Annotated in this window: 24 protein-coding genes and 1 pseudogene; 22 read left to right on the top strand and 3 right to left on the bottom strand. The window is 52.0% G+C overall.

What is annotated here, in order from left to right; translation table 11 throughout:
- Positions 1-4: 4 nt before the first annotated feature.
- The 9 genes and pseudogenes from ABTW00_RS05685 (at position 5) to ABTW00_RS05645 (ending at position 5214) form a co-directional block, all read left to right on the top strand.
- A complete protein-coding gene (locus ABTW00_RS05685) occupies positions 5-205 on the top strand; it encodes a phage filamentation protein Fil family protein (RefSeq protein ID WP_433639472.1) in 201 nt (66 codons plus the stop codon).
- Complete coding sequence (locus ABTW00_RS05680) at positions 169-507, top strand: DUF5347 domain-containing protein (protein ID WP_433639470.1); 339 nt, start codon at positions 169-171, stop codon at positions 505-507. The genes ABTW00_RS05685 and ABTW00_RS05680 overlap by 37 nt, the downstream gene beginning before the upstream one ends.
- A gap of 64 nt (positions 508-571) precedes the next feature.
- On the top strand, positions 572-805 hold the full coding sequence (locus ABTW00_RS05675; protein ID WP_110140839.1) for a DUF2732 family protein: 234 nt from the start codon (positions 572-574) through the stop codon (positions 803-805).
- An 11-nt stretch (positions 806-816) separates the two neighbouring features.
- On the top strand, positions 817-1203 hold the full coding sequence (locus ABTW00_RS05670) for a hypothetical protein (RefSeq protein ID WP_433640936.1): 387 nt from the start codon (positions 817-819) through the stop codon (positions 1201-1203).
- Entirely contained in the window at positions 1200-1478 is a 279-nt protein-coding gene (locus tag ABTW00_RS05665; protein ID WP_110140841.1) for a DUF5405 family protein, read from the top strand. The genes ABTW00_RS05670 and ABTW00_RS05665 overlap by 4 nt, the downstream gene beginning before the upstream one ends.
- A pseudogene (locus ABTW00_RS05660) lies at positions 1479-3628 on the top strand (replication endonuclease).
- 96 nt (positions 3629-3724) lie between these two features.
- Complete coding sequence (locus ABTW00_RS05655) at positions 3725-3907, top strand: hypothetical protein (RefSeq protein ID WP_433639467.1); 183 nt, start codon at positions 3725-3727, stop codon at positions 3905-3907.
- Between the two features lie 90 nt (positions 3908-3997).
- Positions 3998-4276, top strand: coding sequence for a hypothetical protein (locus ABTW00_RS05650; RefSeq protein WP_433639465.1), 279 nt, complete (start codon positions 3998-4000; stop codon positions 4274-4276).
- Between the two features lie 116 nt (positions 4277-4392).
- The gene (locus ABTW00_RS05645) at positions 4393-5214 is read left to right on the top strand and encodes a DUF2971 domain-containing protein (protein WP_433639462.1); all 822 of its coding nucleotides are present in this window, start codon (positions 4393-4395) and stop codon (positions 5212-5214) included.
- 324 nt (positions 5215-5538) lie between these two features.
- On the opposite strand, the gene ABTW00_RS05640 is transcribed toward ABTW00_RS05645, so the two are convergent.
- Both ABTW00_RS05640 and ABTW00_RS05635 read right to left on the bottom strand, forming a co-directional pair.
- Entirely contained in the window at positions 5539-6570 is a 1032-nt protein-coding gene (locus ABTW00_RS05640; RefSeq protein ID WP_433639460.1) for a phage portal protein, read from the bottom strand.
- Positions 6570-8339, bottom strand: a complete 1770-nt coding sequence (locus ABTW00_RS05635) for a terminase ATPase subunit family protein (protein WP_433639458.1) — start codon at positions 8337-8339, stop codon at positions 6570-6572. Before ABTW00_RS05635 ends, ABTW00_RS05640 begins: the two co-directional genes overlap by 1 nt.
- 164 nt (positions 8340-8503) lie before the next feature.
- Here ABTW00_RS05635 and ABTW00_RS05630 point away from each other — a divergent pair, with 164 nt between their 5' ends.
- The 11 genes from ABTW00_RS05630 (at position 8504) to ABTW00_RS05580 (ending at position 14204) form a co-directional block, all read left to right on the top strand.
- Positions 8504-9367, top strand: a complete 864-nt coding sequence (locus ABTW00_RS05630; protein WP_433639456.1) for a GPO family capsid scaffolding protein — start codon at positions 8504-8506, stop codon at positions 9365-9367.
- Positions 9368-9398: 31 nt separating this feature from the next.
- Positions 9399-10553 (top strand): phage major capsid protein, P2 family, encoded by a 1155-nt coding sequence (locus ABTW00_RS05625; RefSeq protein ID WP_433639454.1) that lies wholly within the window; start codon positions 9399-9401, stop codon positions 10551-10553.
- Positions 10554-10556: 3 nt separating this feature from the next.
- Positions 10557-11318, top strand: coding sequence for a terminase endonuclease subunit (locus tag ABTW00_RS05620; RefSeq protein WP_433639452.1), 762 nt, complete (start codon positions 10557-10559; stop codon positions 11316-11318).
- Between the two features lie 97 nt (positions 11319-11415).
- Positions 11416-11916: a head completion/stabilization protein gene (locus ABTW00_RS05615; protein WP_433639449.1), complete on the top strand. Its 501-nt coding sequence runs from the start codon at positions 11416-11418 to the stop codon at positions 11914-11916.
- Positions 11916-12119, top strand: a complete 204-nt coding sequence (locus ABTW00_RS05610) for a tail protein X (protein WP_433639447.1) — start codon at positions 11916-11918, stop codon at positions 12117-12119. Before ABTW00_RS05615 ends, ABTW00_RS05610 begins: the two co-directional genes overlap by 1 nt.
- Positions 12110-12331, top strand: a complete 222-nt coding sequence (locus tag ABTW00_RS05605) for a primosomal protein (RefSeq protein ID WP_433639445.1) — start codon at positions 12110-12112, stop codon at positions 12329-12331. The genes ABTW00_RS05610 and ABTW00_RS05605 overlap by 10 nt, the downstream gene beginning before the upstream one ends.
- Entirely contained in the window at positions 12315-12824 is a 510-nt protein-coding gene (locus ABTW00_RS05600) for a lysozyme (protein WP_433639443.1), read from the top strand. Before ABTW00_RS05605 ends, ABTW00_RS05600 begins: the two co-directional genes overlap by 17 nt.
- Complete coding sequence (gene lysB, locus ABTW00_RS05595; protein WP_433639441.1) at positions 12821-13234, top strand: Rz-like lysis system protein LysB; 414 nt, start codon at positions 12821-12823, stop codon at positions 13232-13234. Before ABTW00_RS05600 ends, lysB begins: the two co-directional genes overlap by 4 nt.
- Positions 13134-13379: an Rz1-like lysis system protein LysC gene (gene lysC / locus ABTW00_RS05590; RefSeq protein WP_249221867.1), complete on the top strand. Its 246-nt coding sequence runs from the start codon at positions 13134-13136 to the stop codon at positions 13377-13379. The genes lysB and lysC overlap by 101 nt, the downstream gene beginning before the upstream one ends.
- Positions 13342-13758 carry a phage tail protein gene (locus ABTW00_RS05585; protein ID WP_433639438.1) on the top strand — a complete coding sequence of 139 codons (417 nt, stop codon included), beginning with the start codon at positions 13342-13344 and terminating at the stop codon, positions 13756-13758. Before lysC ends, ABTW00_RS05585 begins: the two co-directional genes overlap by 38 nt.
- Positions 13755-14204, top strand: coding sequence for a phage virion morphogenesis protein (locus ABTW00_RS05580; RefSeq protein WP_433639435.1), 450 nt, complete (start codon positions 13755-13757; stop codon positions 14202-14204). Before ABTW00_RS05585 ends, ABTW00_RS05580 begins: the two co-directional genes overlap by 4 nt.
- Positions 14205-14288: 84 nt before the next feature.
- Here ABTW00_RS05580 and ABTW00_RS05575 read toward each other — a convergent pair whose 3' ends face one another.
- Positions 14289-15740, bottom strand: coding sequence for a hypothetical protein (locus ABTW00_RS05575; RefSeq protein WP_433639432.1), 1452 nt, complete (start codon positions 15738-15740; stop codon positions 14289-14291).
- A gap of 124 nt (positions 15741-15864) precedes the next feature.
- On the opposite strand from ABTW00_RS05575, the gene ABTW00_RS05570 reads away from it, so the two are divergent.
- A complete protein-coding gene (locus ABTW00_RS05570) occupies positions 15865-16506 on the top strand; it encodes a phage baseplate assembly protein V (RefSeq protein ID WP_433639430.1) in 642 nt (213 codons plus the stop codon).
- Positions 16503-16850, top strand: coding sequence for a GPW/gp25 family protein (locus tag ABTW00_RS05565; protein ID WP_433639427.1), 348 nt, complete (start codon positions 16503-16505; stop codon positions 16848-16850). Before ABTW00_RS05570 ends, ABTW00_RS05565 begins: the two co-directional genes overlap by 4 nt.
- The last annotated feature ends 4 nt before the right edge of the window (positions 16851-16854 follow it).

Raw genomic sequence — 16854 nt, 5'->3', positions numbered from 1 at the left:
GCTTATGCTGACTAACGAACCGTCATTTGCATCACTTCTCGTTAAGCAAAGTCCGGGTATGCACTACGGCCACGGCTGGATCGCAGGTAAGGACGGAAAGCGCTGGCACCCGAGCCATTCACAGGCTGATTTACTGGCTGGTCTATCCACCAAAAAGCAGGGGGAATCATGGCTATCGAAGCTGCTGAACTGTCTGCGCCACTGACCGCCGGTGAGCGGCTGGCAGGTTTAAACCATATTGCTGAATTACGCGCCCGTTTTTGGGGTGATAGCTGTAAAGAAGTGGAGCAATTTATTCGTGATATGCGTGATAAACGTGATCCACTGTTTGAAGAGAATAACCGCGCAATGGCCGCGATTTTCTTTCTGGCAAAAATACCGGCGGCTCGTCATGAGCTCGAATTAAGTGAGCTGACGACTGACGAGAAAAAAGCGCTGATTACAGCGATGAATCATTTTCGTGCAGTGGTGAGCTTATTTCCAAAACGGCTAACCATGCCTAATTAACCCACAACAGGAATTAATGGCGTAAACCCGCCGGGCATTCTTTTGCCCAAATTCAGGAGGCTTTATGAGTAGAACTATTTTCTTATCAACGCCGAATAGTGCTGGCGATGATGTATTAGCGACCTTGTTTAAAGAGGCCAAAAAAGAAGAGCGCAAAGACCGCGCTTTAGCCGTTTCAATCCGTCTTGAGGCTCTGGCCGTTCACATTACCAATAACGATATGTCCGGCAAAGAAGCGGCTGAACTTCTGCGCCGCGAAGCCACCCGCTACGAAAACGAATCTCAGGAGCTGCACTAATGGCTAAGGAAATGACCAATAACCAGTTAGACAAACGCGCACGTCTACGCAAGGCAGCTCAAGACTATCAAACGTCATTGTCGTGGTATCAGGAAAACCTCGATAGTCCAAACGCAGAACAGGACTGTGATGAATCTGCGGCGGCGTTTAAGCGCGAAATCGGCTATCGAGAAATGGACATTATTGCTGACCTGCTAGATGAGATAGATGAGCTTCGGGAATGCCGAAAATCTCGCATTGTTCCAGATGGCTGGGTAGCAGTACCCGCTGAGCCTACTGGCGATATGCTGGCGCGCATCAAGCTATCTGATGTTTGGACAACCGAAGCGCTAACCACCAGATATAAAGACATGCTCCGCGCCGCCCCTCGCGCTCCATGTAAGGAAATAATCAAATGAGTATTCATATCAGCATTGGCGACAAATGGGTTATTACCAGCGACCAATATCAATTCATCCTGAATGAAAAGAAAATCGTTAAATCCGGTAAAAAAGCTGGCGAAGAGTGGCTAGATACTATCGGTTATTACCCGAAGATTAACCAGCTTATTAATGGGCTGATTCACCATCATATTTGCAGTTCTGAGTTAGTCACTCTTGATGAGCTTGTATCAGAAATCGAGCTTATAGGGCGAATGTGTGCAACCGCCTTTAATTATGGGCCTGAAAAATAAATGGTAGCTGTCACCTACGCTTACCCGTGGAACGCAGCGCGGTCAGCTATAGCCAGCCCATATCTGACCTATGACCAACAGTATCGCCGCGATCGTATGTTCGCGGCTTTGCTGCATGCTCGAAAAGTGCTTTCTCTTCAGCCAGAGAGTGTGCGGTTTGACGTTTACCGCACTGCTGCGGTGCTGGAGCAAAATCAGGGTAGTCAGCGAGCCAATGCCTTTTTAATCAGCTTCTGTAAAAAGGCATTGCCGCGCCTCGAACTGGTCGCCAAAAAATATGAATGTACTGGCATTGACCAGAATGTATCTGCTGATGTTTTTGCCGGTCAGTTTGATACACAGTTAGTTCAGTATCTGGCATCTCGTATGGTCAATATGGTGGCTCGATACAACCGCTTACCGGATATGGCGCGCGCCGACATTGATTTGCTTGCCGCTGATATAGCGAACTTCATTCGTGGTGAGCTTGCCAATATTGATGACCGTGATTTCGGTGAGTTCAAAACGCTTTATACCTGGTACATGCGCGCCGGGTATATCTCGCGCCAGTTCAACGTTACCCCTCCCCACTGGGAACGAGTGACCCGTAAAGCCTTCAATCAGGATGACGTCGCCCCTGCCGTTATTCGTATGTTTACCGAATCATGGTGGCGTCAGCGTCTGCGTCGCGTTGCGGCGGCATGGCGCGAACACCTGCAAATTGCCGTCGGCAATGTCAGTAAGAAAAAACACCCATATGCGAGTAAAAACTGCGTTACCGACTGGCGCGAGCAGAAGCGCCGCACCCGTGAGTTTCTCAAAGGACTGGAGCTCGAAGACGAAGACGGCAACCGTATCAGCCTGATTGAAAAATATGATGGTTCCGTTGCTAACCCTGCTATTCGGCGTTGTGAGCTCATGACCCGCATTCGCGGGTTTGAAAATATCTGTAATGAGCTCGGTTATGTCGGAGAATTTTACACACTAACTGCGCCGTCTAAATATCACGCCACGATTAAAGCGGGTTACCGTAACAGTAAATGGAACGGTGCCAGCCCGTCAGATACGCAAAGTTATCTTACTGGCCTGTGGGCGCGAATCCGGGCAAAGCTACACCGAGAAGATATCCGTATTTTCGGGATCCGTGTTGCCGAGCCGCACCATGATGCAACCCCTCACTGGCACATGCTGATGTTTATGTTGCCTGAAGATGTTGAGCGTGTTCGCTTCATCATTCGTCATTATGCGTGGGAAGAAGACCGCCACGAACTGAAGAGTGATAAAGCCAAAAAAGCGCGCTTTCACGCCGAAGCTATCGACCCGGAAAAAGGCAGCGCGACCGGCTATGTCGCAAAATACATTTCAAAAAATATCGATGGTTATGCTCTCGATGGTGAAACCGATGATGAAAGCGGTGAGCTGTTAAAAGAGACTGCACCGGCGGTTTCCGCATGGGCTGCACGGTGGCACATTCGTCAGTTTCAGTTTATCGGTGGTGCGCCGGTGACCGTCTACCGCGAGTTGCGCCGCCTTGCTGATACCGAGACCGCTCACGGCCTCAGTGTTGAGTTTGCTGCTGTTCATGATGCGGCTGACGCTGGTGATTGGGCTGGTTATGTCAATGCTCAGGGTGGGCCATTCGTGCGCCGTGATGAATTGCAGGTGCGTACGTTGTACGAGCCACGCGCCGAGTTTAATCAGTACGGCGAGGAAACTGTCGCCATCCGTGGTGTTTACGATTCTCTCGTCGGTGCCGGCACCCCAATTTTAACCCGACTCACGCAATGGAAGATTGTTCCGAAGCGCGCCGTTGATTTGGCTGTTGACCTTCAGGACGGCTTTGCCGTCCCTCGGAGTTCTGTCAATAACTGTACGGGAAGCGAAAGCGAACCACCGATGCTGGATTTAACAAAGCCACTGAGTCGGCATGAAAGGCGCGAACTAACCAAGCGTCTCAAAAAAACAAAGCCACCAAAACGAGCGCAATTTATCCACGGAACCGATGAGCAGCAATTATCCATCGACCAAACCATCGACAAAGTACGCATAACAACCGGCATTACTATCAGCCGTGGCGAAGCTCTGCATCTGATGAAAGTAGGCAAAGTTGTGTTGAATGGAGGTGGTGACGAGGCTCATCTGATGGTTGGATATTTCCAGCAGCATCATGAACATACGACAGACGGGTGACTAATTTTTTTGCTTTCACTCTTTTGCCATAACGTGCTACTGTATAAATATACAGTATATAGTCGTGGAGGAATTTCATGGTTGGGGAACATTTCAGCCGGACGCAGAAAAAGTGGGCTTGTGTGCAATTCATCGCAGAGGTATCGCTGATTGCCAACTGCAAACCAGCAGATTTAAAGCTCGCATTAACCCTGATTGCCGACCTAGCTCACAGCGAAAGCGACGAAGAAAAAGACGAAATTTTCTATAAGGCTGAATAGGTTAAACACGTTGATGCAAAAACTAGATTTTAGCATCAACGGGTTTGAACAACTCGCATTGCGAGGCGTTAGCAATATTGAGAGGTAAATATGTCTAAGTCCGATAGTAACTATCAGGTAGTTTATCGGGGCGATAGTCTTAAGAATTTTAAGCCCGGTGGTTGGGTGTTCTTTCAGCGCGCGAAAGAGTATGGCGGCGGGTATTGGCTAGGCAGAACCTATGACGGCGTCTTCATCATCGAGTATGAAAAGCCAACATCTCTTTTCGATGGTATTAGCTTCATCCTGATGGTTACCAATATGGAGAAAGAAAGCGATTTTCAGGATATGAGTGTTGATGATCCAGATAGCCAGTTGTCATTGTTTTAGCACTTCATCGCCGTCCCGAATCGGTCATAGGTTCGAATCCAACACCTACGGGTGTTGCAACATATTTGCTTATGTATAGGATAGAGCGAAAGGGTATGATTAGATGGTGATATGGAATGTATTTATCAAGCGATACTCATTTATTTAGATTTCGTGCAGACAATGAGAACACGGTTAATGAGCTAATCAATAATGTTATTTGGCATTCAAAGGCCAGGTGGCTTAATGACCCGTTTGAAATGTTTTTTAATTTTGACCCAAGAGATGTAAGTAAACTTAGTCGCGATGATGTTGCGACAATAATAAAAAAATCAAATTTCCTTAAGGAAAACAGAGTAAATATTGAACGCTGTTTTCTTTCTAATGATTTGTCACCGATTTATAAGTTCTTAAATGATATGTTAGGCAAGAAAACAGTAACCAGCTTAGTTGAAGACCTTCAGCGAAACATCGTAGTTGCATGCTTTACCAAGGCGCATGATAGTCGCTTGATGTGGGGCTACTACGGCAATGGAATGCAAGGGGTTTGCTTTGCCTATAACAAAGAAAAGCTAGTTGAATCAGGTATTGAGTTTGATGATGTCGACTACGTTGAGACAGCGCCAACAATAGATATATATAAACATTTGTTGGAACAAGTTAGAGGCCTTCCTAGCACGATTAACAGTCGTTTCTCATTGACTAAGCATAACGACTGGAAGAAAGAAGAAGAAGTTAGAAGCCTGAAGTATGTTAGCAGTGAGGATATGAGTGAAAGCGCTCACGGATACGCTGTGCAGCTAAATAATCGATGCATTGATGCGGTTATTATAGGCGATAGATTAACAGGTGAAATCCGGGATTCTATAGCCAAATACGCAAGAGAGAACGGTATTGAATTGCTCGTGGCAAGAGCTGATTTATCCAACTACAAAATTCAAATTTCAGCAGAAAAATAGGAATGCATTCATTACTGCATCGAATTGCATGCGTTTTCCTCCCCTGTCGCGTCTGAGCGCCGCCAGTGCTGGCGCGCCTCCGGCGTGTTCGTGCACCTGCATTAAAACCGACCCATAAAGCGGGCAGGCGTGGCGGGGTAAGCATTGCGCGCTGAGCGTGGTATTTATTTTTATTTATCAGCGCCTGAGCGCGTCACAGTGGCGTTTAAACGGTCGTGGGTGAGTCGTAAGGTGTTGAGGCGTGACGACGGCGTGTCGTGGCGCTGAGGCCGTTGTGTGCGGTGGGGGTAAAGCCGCCACGACGGGCGGCTATGGGTGGGGTTATCAGTCGTCGCCGAGCGTGTATTTTTCGAAACGGATAATCTCTTCACCCGCCCACTCGTTCAGCTCCATGAACCGGGCCTGAAGCGGGGTCAGCTCGTTACGCACAAAGACTTTTGCCACCTTCTCAACGTCGCCAACTGAGCCGACGTTCTCAGGCTTGCCGCCCATAAGCTGGAACGGTATGCGGTGCGCATCGAGCAGGTCACCGGCGCTGACTTTCTTGATATTAAAAAAGTCATCCTTTGTCGCGACTTCGCTCAGCGGCACAATTTTAATCCCGTCCGGTTTGCCGTGCGGCGCGTAGAAAAACAGATTTTTAAAATTGCCGAGCCCTTTCGAATCACGCATCGCTTTTCGCAGCGCCTCGACGTCGGTACTACTCTGCGCGGCGTCAGTCACATACATGATGTACCCGGCGTGGGCGCCGTTCTGATAATACTTGCGGCGAAAAAGCGTCGCCGACTCATTCAGCCAGGCTGAATTAAGCGCGCTCAGGTATTCCGGCATCCCGTAAAGCTCCTGATTAATATCAGGCTCAAGCAGGTGGAAGACGGAACCGGCTTTAAACTGGTGCGGCTGCGTGTAGCTCTGAATGTACCAGTACACATCATCCTCAATGCCACGGCGGGTGTATTTCGCCGGTGAGGTTTCCAGCTTTAACGGCTTGCCGGTCAGGCTGCGACGCTCTTCGATAAACGCATTACCAAAGACCAGATAATCGAGCGCGAACCGGGTGAAGTCCTGACGGGATAACAGCGGGTGCGGAATGTAGGTCGACACCAGAATGTTACGCTTCACGTAAATCGGTGAGCTGTGGTGAACGGCGGCGCGCATGCTCTTCGCCAGCCCGGAGAAGCTCACCGGCGGCTCGTACCACTGGCCGTTATCGATACACTCCACATAATCGAGAATGTCGCGGCGATCGAGTACCGGCGTCGGCTCGCCAAAGGTGAACGCCTCCATGCTCTGCGTCGGGGCGGCGGTGCGGTTTTCGGTGCGCGGCTGCTGGCGCTTGTTGCGTTTTTTGCTCATTAATTCCACTCCATAATGCTGGATGACTGTTCGCCTGTCGCGGCGGTCAGCGGCTCATTGATTAATACGTGCATGGTTGCCCACGCGAGGTCGGCGTGACTGGCTTCCTCGGTGCGGCTGGCCTCATAGGTCGAGCTGCGGCCGCTGCTGGTCATGGTTTTACGAATCGACATAAACGACTGCGTGAGGTCGGTCGCGCTGACGTCGTACTCGAGGCAACCGCGGCGAATGGTGTCTTTTGCTTTGAGCACCATCGCGGTTTTCATTTCCGGCGTGTAGCGAATTTCCCGCGCTGCCGGGTAGAACGAGCGCACCAACTGGAAGACGCCCTGACCGAGCCCGGTCGCATCGATACCGATGTATTCGACGGTGTATTTCTGCGTGAGCTCGCGAATGGATTCGGCCTGTTGGGCAAAATCCATGCCTTTCCACTGGTGACGCTCGAGGATGCGGAATTTGCCACCGGCGACAACCGGCGGCGCGATGACGACGCACCCGGCGCTGTCGCCCCGTAGTGACGGGTCATAACCAATCCATACCGGGCGGTGACCGAATGGCCGGTCGGCAAATGGCGCGTAATCGCTCCATTTTTCGAGGCTGTCGACCATGCAGCGCTGAAGCTCTTCGAACGGGAATACCGACGCTTTATCGTCGACGAACTCGCACATAAACAGGTTGCGGAACTCGTCGACGCTGTTCTCACGCTTCAGCGTATCGATGTTAAACAGGGTGCACCCTTTGGCGAGTGCGTCCTCAATGGTGACAATCTGCCGCCACTGGCCGTCAGGGCAAGCGACACCCTTCGCGAGTGCGGCGTGACTGATATCGATATCGACCCGCTCACTCTTGTCCGAGCGCCCACGGTTGAACTGTTCGCCCGACCAGAACGGATAGGCACCGTGTGCCAGCGACGACGGGGTCGAAAAGTAGGTCGTGCGTAGATGCTCCTGTGACGACATGCCACCGGCGACGCGCTTCAGCTTCTGGAAGTTGGGGATCCAGAAAATTTCGTCGACATACAGGTCGCCGTTGTGGCTTTGCGCGGTGTTGGCGTTGGTGCCGAGAAACATCAGCTCTGCGCCGTTGTTGCCAAGCACAATCGGATCGCCGGTGAGTTCGACATCAACCTGTCGGGCAAAAGCGATAATGTATTTACGGAATACATAGGCTTGCGTCTTACTGGCCGATAAAAAAATCTGGTTGTGGCCGGTCTTCAGCGCCTGTAGTAACGCCTCACGCGCAAAGTAGAACGTCGCGCCAATCTGTCGCGATTTGAGGATGTGCCGGATACGGTGCGCCAGTCCCGCGCGCCACCACTCGAGCTGATACTCGAAAGACTGCTCGAGGAAAATCTCTTCGAGTTTCTCGATAGCCTCCTCGCTGAAAAAGTTCTTTTTCGGCTTCTTCTTTTCCCCTTTGTTGCGGTTGGCCACCTTCGGATTTAAATCCGCTTCGTTGCCGGTCTGGCCGTAGCGATTAACCCTTGCGAGGCGCTCCATCTGGCGCGCCAGAAAATCCGCGACCTTAAAGTCGTGAGCGGTCAGGTCGGGCTTTGCATAGAGCTGAATCAGTCGCGCTTCGAGCGTGAACTCGACCCGGTTCAGAGGGGCGGTCTCTTCCCATTTATCGCGCTGCTTCCAGCTCTGCACCGTGGGGCGTTTAACCTGCAATTGCTCCGCGATTTGTGGCACGGAGAACCCTTGCCAGAACAAAAGCGCGGCCTGTCGTCGCGGGTCGCTGAGTAATGATGTGTCGGTTGTAGTGGTCATAAAACCTCGCCGTGATGAGTACATGGCAAGGCTAAAGATTCAGGGGGGATGAATCGCTAAACCACTGTTGTGTCAGGGGTTGCACTTCCGCAACAGGTGGCTGGCGAAGGGCTGAGTCGGGAAACTACATCCGACCCGATAACCCAACTCAGGACACCTGACACATGGCTAAAAAAGTTTCGAAATGGTTTCGCATCGGCGTCGAGGGTGACACCTGCGACGGTCGCGTTATCAGTGCGACCGATATTCAGGAAATGGCTGATTCGTATGACCCGCGCGTCTACGGTTGCCGTATTAACCTCGAGCACCTGCGCGGCCTGTTGCCTGACAGCGTATTTAAACGTTATGGCGATGTGGCTGAGCTGAAAGCTGAAGTGATTGACGATGATTCAGCGCTCAACGGCAAGCTGGCATTGTTCGCCAAAATCACACCGACCGATGACCTCGTCGCGATGAATAAGGCGGGACAGAAAGTCTATACCTCAATGGAAATTCAACCGAACTTTGCCAACAGCGGCAAATGCTATCTGGTTGGTCTGGCCGTCACTGACGACCCGGCAAGCCTCGGTACTGAATATCTCGAGTTTTGCCGTACCGCGAAACACAACCCCCTCAACCGCTTTAAAGCCAGCCCTGAGAATTTCTTCTCTGTGGCAACGCTCGCCGAGCTGGAATTCGAAGACCAGCCCGAGACCATCATCACCCGTCTGAGCGACACGGTGAAAAGCATCTTCAGCCGTAAACAGGCCAGCGACGACGCGCGATTCGGTGATGTGCACGAAGCCGTGACCGCCATCGCCGAGCAGGTGCTGACCGGCAGCGAAAGCGCCGAGGTACGTTTCAGCCAGCTTGAAACTGAGCTCGCCAACGTCAAAAAGGCGCTGACCGAACAGGCCGCAGCCACCACGCAGCAATTCAGCGCCATCAGAACCACGCTGGAACACACCGAAGACAAAACGCAGACGCGCCGTAAGTTAAGCACCGGCGGTGACGGTGATGCGGCTGGCTCCACGCTGACCGACTGCTAACCCCTGATAAACCCGAAGGAATATAAAATCCATGCGTAAAGAGACCCGTTTTAAATTCAATCAGTACCTGAGCCGTATCGCCGAGCTGAACGGCATCGAGGTCAGCGACCTGAACAAGAAATTCACCGTTGAGCCGTCGGTCACTCAGACTCTGTTTGACAAAATTCAGCAGTCGTCCAGTTTCCTGAAACTCATCAACATGGTGACTGTCTCCGAGCTGACCGAAGAGAAAGTCGGCATTGATGTGACCGGCTCCATTGCCAGTACCACCGACACTGACGGCGGCGTCGAGCGTAAAACCGCTGATTTCTCGAAAATGGATGCGTACCGCTATTTCTGCCACCCGGTGAACTTCGACTATCACCTGAAGTACAACAAGCTCGACCTTTGGGCGCGTTTTCAGGATTTCCAGATCCGCATTCGCAACGCCATCATCAAGCGTCAGGCACTGGATTACATCACCATCGGCTTTAACGGCGTGAGCCGCGCGGCGACCTCCGACCGTACCAAAAACCCGTTACTTCAGGACGTGGCCGTCGGCTGGTTGCAGAAATACCGCGAAGACGCGCCTGAGCGCGTGATGTCCAGCGTCACCGACGATGACGGTACGGTGATTTCGGACACCATCAAGGTGGGTAAAGGTGGTCATTACGCCAACCTCGACGCGCTGGTGATGGATGCCTTTGAATCGCTGGTCGCGGAAATTCACCGTGAAAACCCGGAAATGGTGGTTATCTGTGGTCGCCGCATCCTGACCGACAAATACTTCCCGATGATTAATAAATTCCAGGCGAACAGTGAACAGCTCGCCGGTGAGCTGATTATCAGCCAGAAGACCATCGGTCAGCTTCAGGCTGTGCGCGCGCCGTTCTTCCCGGCGAACAGTATTTTCATCACCACGCTGGATAACATTTCGATTTATCTGTACGAGGACGGCCACCGCCGCCACATCGTCGAGAACCCGAAACTCGACCAGGTGGAAAACTACGAACAGGTCAAAGTCGATTTCGTCATCGAGGACTACGAGGCCGGGTGTCTGATTGAAAATATCGAGATCCTCGAGCCGGAAGAAACCGACACCCCGGAAGCGGCCAGCGCGGAAATCTTCGCGGCGGCAATGGTCAAGGCGATGCAGTCCCTGACCGGTACCGCACCGGCTGACACCACTGACGGTACGGAGGCTTAACCGATGGCAACCCCCGCACAGCGTCACGCGATGCGGGTCTCGGCCATTCAGGCATCGCAGCGGGAAAACGCCCCGCTGCGTCATGCCTCAGCTTACGAGCAAATGCTCGTTAAGCTGGCCGCAGACCGCCGGACGCTTTCAGAAATCCGCTCGAAAGAACGCAAAGCGGATAAAAAACGCGAATTACTCCCGCTGTACCTGCCGTGGGTCGCTGGCGTACTGGAAAGCGGCACCGGCGCACAGGATGACATTCTGATGACGGTGATGCTCTGGCGTCTTGATGCGGGGGATATCACCGGCGCGATTGAGATTGCGCGCTATGCGCTGCGCTTCGGTCTCTCGATGCCGGAAAACCATTCCCGCCCCGCGCCTTACATGCTGGCCGAAGAGGTCGCGCTCGCGGCAACCCGCGCCCGTATCGCCGGTGAGCCCGTCGACGCCGCTCAGTTGCTCGAGGTCATCGGCATGACTGAAGCCGCCGACATGCCCGACGAAGTCCGCGCCCGGCTGCATAAGGTTACCGGGCTGGCGCTGCGTGATGCCGGTCAGCTTCCCGAGGCGCTAGGACATCTGAAACGCGCCTTACAGCTCGACACTAACGCCGGTGTTCGCAAGGACATTGAGACGCTCACCCGCGAGGTATTCCCGAAGCCGGTCGCCGCCAAAAAAGTGGAAAAGAAAACCGCCGCGAAAAAGGCACCCGCTAAAAAACCAGATTCACCGGTGAAACGAGGGCGAGGACGCCCGAAGAAAGTCACCGGTTAACCGAACGCGCCCCGCGCCGGGCGGCTCGCTGGTCAATGTCGGTAATTTACCGCAACTGCGACCGGCGACCACCGCCCACCTATTTTCTGAGGAACTCATGACCATGATTGTGATGAACAACCCGACGCAACCGCGCGACCAGATGGTCGTTCCACCAGTGCCGGTTGAGGAGCCGGTGATTAAAAATAACGCCTTTTTCCCCGACGTTGACCCAAAGCGTATACGCGATGAAATGCGCCTCGAGCAGACCGTGACGCCGGTGCGTCTACGTACTGCGATTATCGCCGCGATGGCTGAGACCAACGCCGAGCTGGCCGAGTGGCGCGATTATCAGCTCTCCTGTGGTTATCAGCTACTTGAGAACGTGCCGACGGATATGCTCGACGGTGAAAGTGTGCGGGTTTTCCACTATTTCAACGCTGTGCGAGCGATGACGACCGCGACGCTCTACGAGAAATATCGCGGCGTCGATGCCAGCGCCAAAGGCGACAAAAAGGCCGACAGCATTGACCCGACAATTGATGAAATGTGGCGTGACATGCGCTGGTCTATCGCCCGTATTCAGGACAAAGCGCGCTGCATCATAGGGCAAATCTGATGAACGTCATCGCGCATCAGGGCGACACGCTCGACACGTTATGCCAGCGCCATTACGGGCGCACTGAGGGTGTTGTCGAGGCGGTGCTGTTGGCTAATCCGGGTCTCGCCGAGCTGGGCGTCGTCCTGCCGCACGGCACGGAGGTCAGCTTGCCTGAAGTCGACACCGCGCCGGTATCGGAGACCGTGAACCTATGGGACTGACGATGGAAAAAATCACGACCTTTCTGACCTACTGGCTGTCAGTGGTGCTGGCATATTTCGGTACGCAGACGCCGGAACGGCTGGCGCTTTATGTCGGGGGTGGCTGCGCCATTTTTACCGCGCTGGTGAACTTCTGGTACCAGCACAAGAAATACCGCTATCTCGTCTCGATGGGGATTGATAAGGGGGTTATTCGTGGGCTCATTCGTTAAACGTTGCAGTGTGGCCGTCGTGCTGGCGCTGGCGGCACTGGTGCCTGATTTTCGTTTGCTTCACACCTCGCCGGAGGGGCTCGCGCTGATTGCCGACCTCGAGGGTTGCCGGTTGCGCCCTTACCAGTGCAGCGCGGGTGTGTGGACGTCAGGCATCGGCCACACTGCCGGGGTGGTACCGAAACGGGATATCACCGAGAAAGAAGCCGCCGTGAATCTGGTTGCCGACGTGCTGAACGTCGAGAAACGTCTCGCGGTCTGTGTGCCGGTGGAAATGCCACAGGCGGTCTATGACACGCTGGTCAGCTTCGCCTTTAACGTCGGCACCGGTGCGGCCTGTCGCTCAACGCTGGTTTATCACCTGAAGCACCGACAATGGTGGCAAGCCTGTGACCAGCTCACTCGCTGGGTGTTTGTGAATGGCGTCCGTAATACCGGGCTCGAAAATCGCCGCTTGCGCGAGCGCGCAAACTGCCTGAAGGGGGTGAAATGAAAACGCTGATTGTGTTGTTAACGCTGGCCGTGGCCGGGCTGCTGTGGTTGCGTCACGAAAACACCAACCTGAGCCGCTCTTTTGAACGGGCAAATAAAGTCGCGGGTGAGCAAAAAACGGTTATCAGCATGCTGAAAAGCCAGCTCAAAACCGCCCACCGTATCAGTGGTGAAAACGAGACCGCTCAGGTCTTACTGCGCGGCGAACTCATGGATGCCGGAGCTCGGGCGCAACGTCGGGAACAGACCATCACGAGGTTACTTAATGAAAACGAACAGCTACGCCGCTGGTATAGCGCTGATTTGCCTGATGCTGTGCGCCGGTTGCACCAGCGCGCCGCCTGTGCCGACGCCGGTGATTGTTTACAACGCTTGCCCGAGGGTCAGCCTTTGCCCGATGCCGGGAAGTGACCCGACTACCAATGGCGATCTGAGTGCGGATATACGCCAGCTCGAAAGCGCCCTCGAGCGCTGCGCGCTTCAGGTCAGAACGGTAAAAAACTGCCAGGACAAAATCGATGTACAAGCCAAAGAGTCTGCGAAAAGCCTTAACTGACGCCGTGCCGGTGCTGGCGCGTAACCCTGAAATGATGCGCATCTTTATCGATAACGGAAAACTTACCTCGACGCTGGCGGCGTCGCTGTCTTTCGAAAATCAGTACACGCTCAATGTGGTGGTGACCGACTTCACCGGCGATATCGAGCTGCTGCTCGTGCCGATTCAGGCATGGCTGCGCATCCATCAGGCCGACATCATGACGACCGATGAGGGGCGTAAAAAAGGCTTCACCTATTTCGCCGATATCAACGACAACGACAGCGCCGATATCAGTATCAGCCTGATGCTGACCGAGCGCACCATCGTCAGGGAAGACGGGAATAAGCTGCATATTGAGACCGTGCCAGAACCTCAGCCACCTGAGCCGCTGGTATGAACGACTTTAAACCGTTCGACGATAAGCTCGCGGGTCTGATTGCGGCGCTGTCACCAACCGCCCGGCGCAGGATGGCCGCAGATATCGCGAAGACCCTGCGAACCCGACAACAGCGCCGGATTAAAACGCAGAAAGCGCCCGACGGCACCCCATACGCCGCGCGAAAACGCCAGCCGGTGAAAGCGAAGAAAGGTCGGGTTAAGCGGGAAATGTTCGCCAAACTCCGCACCAGTCGCTTTATGAAAGCCACGGCAGGAAATGACGCTGCCGTCGTGGAATTTACCGGCAAGGTGCAAAGGATGGTGAATGTGCATCAGTACGGCCTGAAGGATAAGCCAGGGCGAAACAGCGCGCCGGTGCAGTACGCCGCCCGACCGCTCATCGGGTTTAACGCTGAAGACCGACAAACTATAGAAAATATTATTATCTGCAAATTATCTATTTAAGATGTATGTAACACGTCGTTAGTTATTAAATGCCGCAGGTATGACTGGCGGCATTCCCATTAAAATATCATTGAATGTTTGGTTTTACATAAAGGATATCAAATTATTGATAACTTTTTTGAATTTTTCCGCATCATCAATAAATGCAGTATCATTGATAATAATGGTTCTTTGTGGGCAAATTAACTTGGTCACTCTCATTTCAATATCATCGAGTATAGGCTGTAGGACTTCAAGATCTTTTCTTAGTTGTTTCTCAGCATCAGTAATTGTACTAAAGCCTTGATGTATTCGCTCAAAAATTCTCATTTTGAAATTAATGTCATCTTCGTTTCCTGTAAGATGAGAAAGATCACCATTCATTACTCTATTGCTACTATTGAGTGTTTCTGTTACCACTAACTCTAAAGTTTCTTTTTTAGTCAACGTTTTCATAAAATCTTTTGATTTAAATTCATTAGATATTGACTTACCTAACGTTTCTTGGAAGATTCGACGAATAAGATAAGGCGGGGCAATAATGACACTGAAAGGATGAATACGTCCTTTATTTAAAAGATTTTCGGTAATCTCTGACAAAACAAGATCATTCATCTTTTTTTGTGAAATATTTATTATGAGCCTGTCAAACAGTCGTTGAACTTCTGCAATGGAACTGAGTACAGCTTTAAAATCCTCTTCTCCCATATGGCTAAAGAAATCCCGGCTAAGACCGTAAAAGTCAGCAATTCCAAGACTAACTCTATGCTCTTTATCTATATTCCCAATTCTTCCTTGTACGGCTTTAAGATCGTCATCTGTTAAATATTTAATCCCATAATCATCCAGTGCTTTTCTGAATACTCTATCAGCCCCTTCGATATCCACTATGCTTACCGTTCTAAAAAACAAAGAAACTAGGTTGCTATAATTATAAACACGAGCAGTTAAGTCTATAGAGTTTGAAAAGGAAAAAGACAACCCCTTAAATAAATTCAACACATTGTCAACTGGTGGGTTTTCCCTGAAGCAAGAAAATGACTCGTAATCATCAGTGACTTGTTTGACATAATTGTCAAACCTACCTTCATTGACCTCTACATCTAATTCACTGATATGAGAATTAAGAAAAATAGCAGCGGGCTCAGATAGATCCATTGCAGCATAGAGGTGATATTGATGAGCTGCTGGGGTAGGCATTAATGAGTTATCAAGAAGGTAAAAAAGCAAGAATTTTATTACTTCTTTGATGACTACAGGCCTGCTAATTCGGCTGGTTATCTTTTTACACTGAATAACTCCGCAAACAATGTCATTACGATACAGAATGCAATCCCGACCTCGTTCCCCAACACCTTGCATTAAAACTATTTTTGTGAATAAGGGGTGTTTCCCCTCATCTATTTCACGCTTCACCAACAAATAAGAAAGTAGTTCAAACTCCCTATCGCCTAAATCAGTAAATGGTAATGGGGCTATACCAGACTCTATAGTTGGAGGTTTATATCCTGCACTTGCTTCCAGATCAATTTGGGTATCGCTTATTGCTTTTATCACAATAAAGACTCCTACATTCCCATTCATAATTTATGTGTATCAGCATGCCTAACTTAAGTTGTGCTGTCCATGGTAAAACGCTGCTAGGTTGCTGTTCCGTACCCCAGGCAACATCATCCAGTGTATGAATACTCGCGCAACTCTTCAGGACGCTTTACGCCTCCTACGCAATTTGATCCGCACCGGCGTCATCGTCGAAGTCGACCTCGATGACGGGCGCTGTCGCGTCCAGACTGGCGGCATCGTTACCGACTGGCTTCAGTGGCTGACGACGCGCGCCGGTCGCTCTCGCACTTGGTGGGCTCCGTCTGTGGGCGAACAGGTTTTACTGCTGGCCGTGGGCGGCGAGCTCGACACCGCCTTTGTGCTGCCCGGTATTTTCTCTGATGACCATCCTGCGCCGTCGGCGTCGGCTGATGCGCTGCATATCGATTTTGCTGATGGCGCGGTTATCGAGTACGAGCCGGAGACCGGCGCGCTGACAGTGAGCGGCATTAAAACCGCAGACGTGACGGCGTCGGACTCCATCACCGCGACGGTGCCGCTGGTGATGGTGAAAGCCGAGACCCGCATCACCCTCGATACCCCGGAAGTGGTCTGCACCAACAAACTGACAGCCGCGACGCTCGAGGTCACCAAAGGCGGAACGATGAGCGGCGATATCGAGCACACCGGCGGTACGTTCAAATCAAACGGCGTAGCGGTCGATAAGCACGCTCACGGCGGCATTCAGCACGGTAACGACTGGACGGAGGGCACGAAATGACGATCCGTTATATCGGCATGAGCCGCGAGACCGGGCGCGCTATTACTGACGTTGAGCATATCCGTCAGAGCTGTGGCGACATTCTGCGTACGCCGGTCGGCTCTCGCGTGATGCGCCGCGATTATGGGTCGCTGCTGTTCTCCCTGATTGACCAGCCGCAGACCGACGCGCTGAAGCTGCAAATTATGTGCGCCTGTTATATGGCGCTGCTGAAGTGGGAACCGCGCATCAGCATCAGCGCGCTGACGGTCGAGCGCCAGTTTAACGGCCAGATGGTTGTTGACCTGACCGGCGAAGTAAAAGCCACCGGCAAACCACTTTCTTTAACCATCCCTGTGAGTTGAATCT

Source organism: Kluyvera georgiana, from assembly GCF_050990895.1.
Taxonomy (GTDB): domain Bacteria; phylum Pseudomonadota; class Gammaproteobacteria; order Enterobacterales; family Enterobacteriaceae; genus Kluyvera; species Kluyvera georgiana.
Note: the sequence above shows the minus strand (reverse complement) of the source record. Positions and strands in the feature narration are given on the sequence as shown.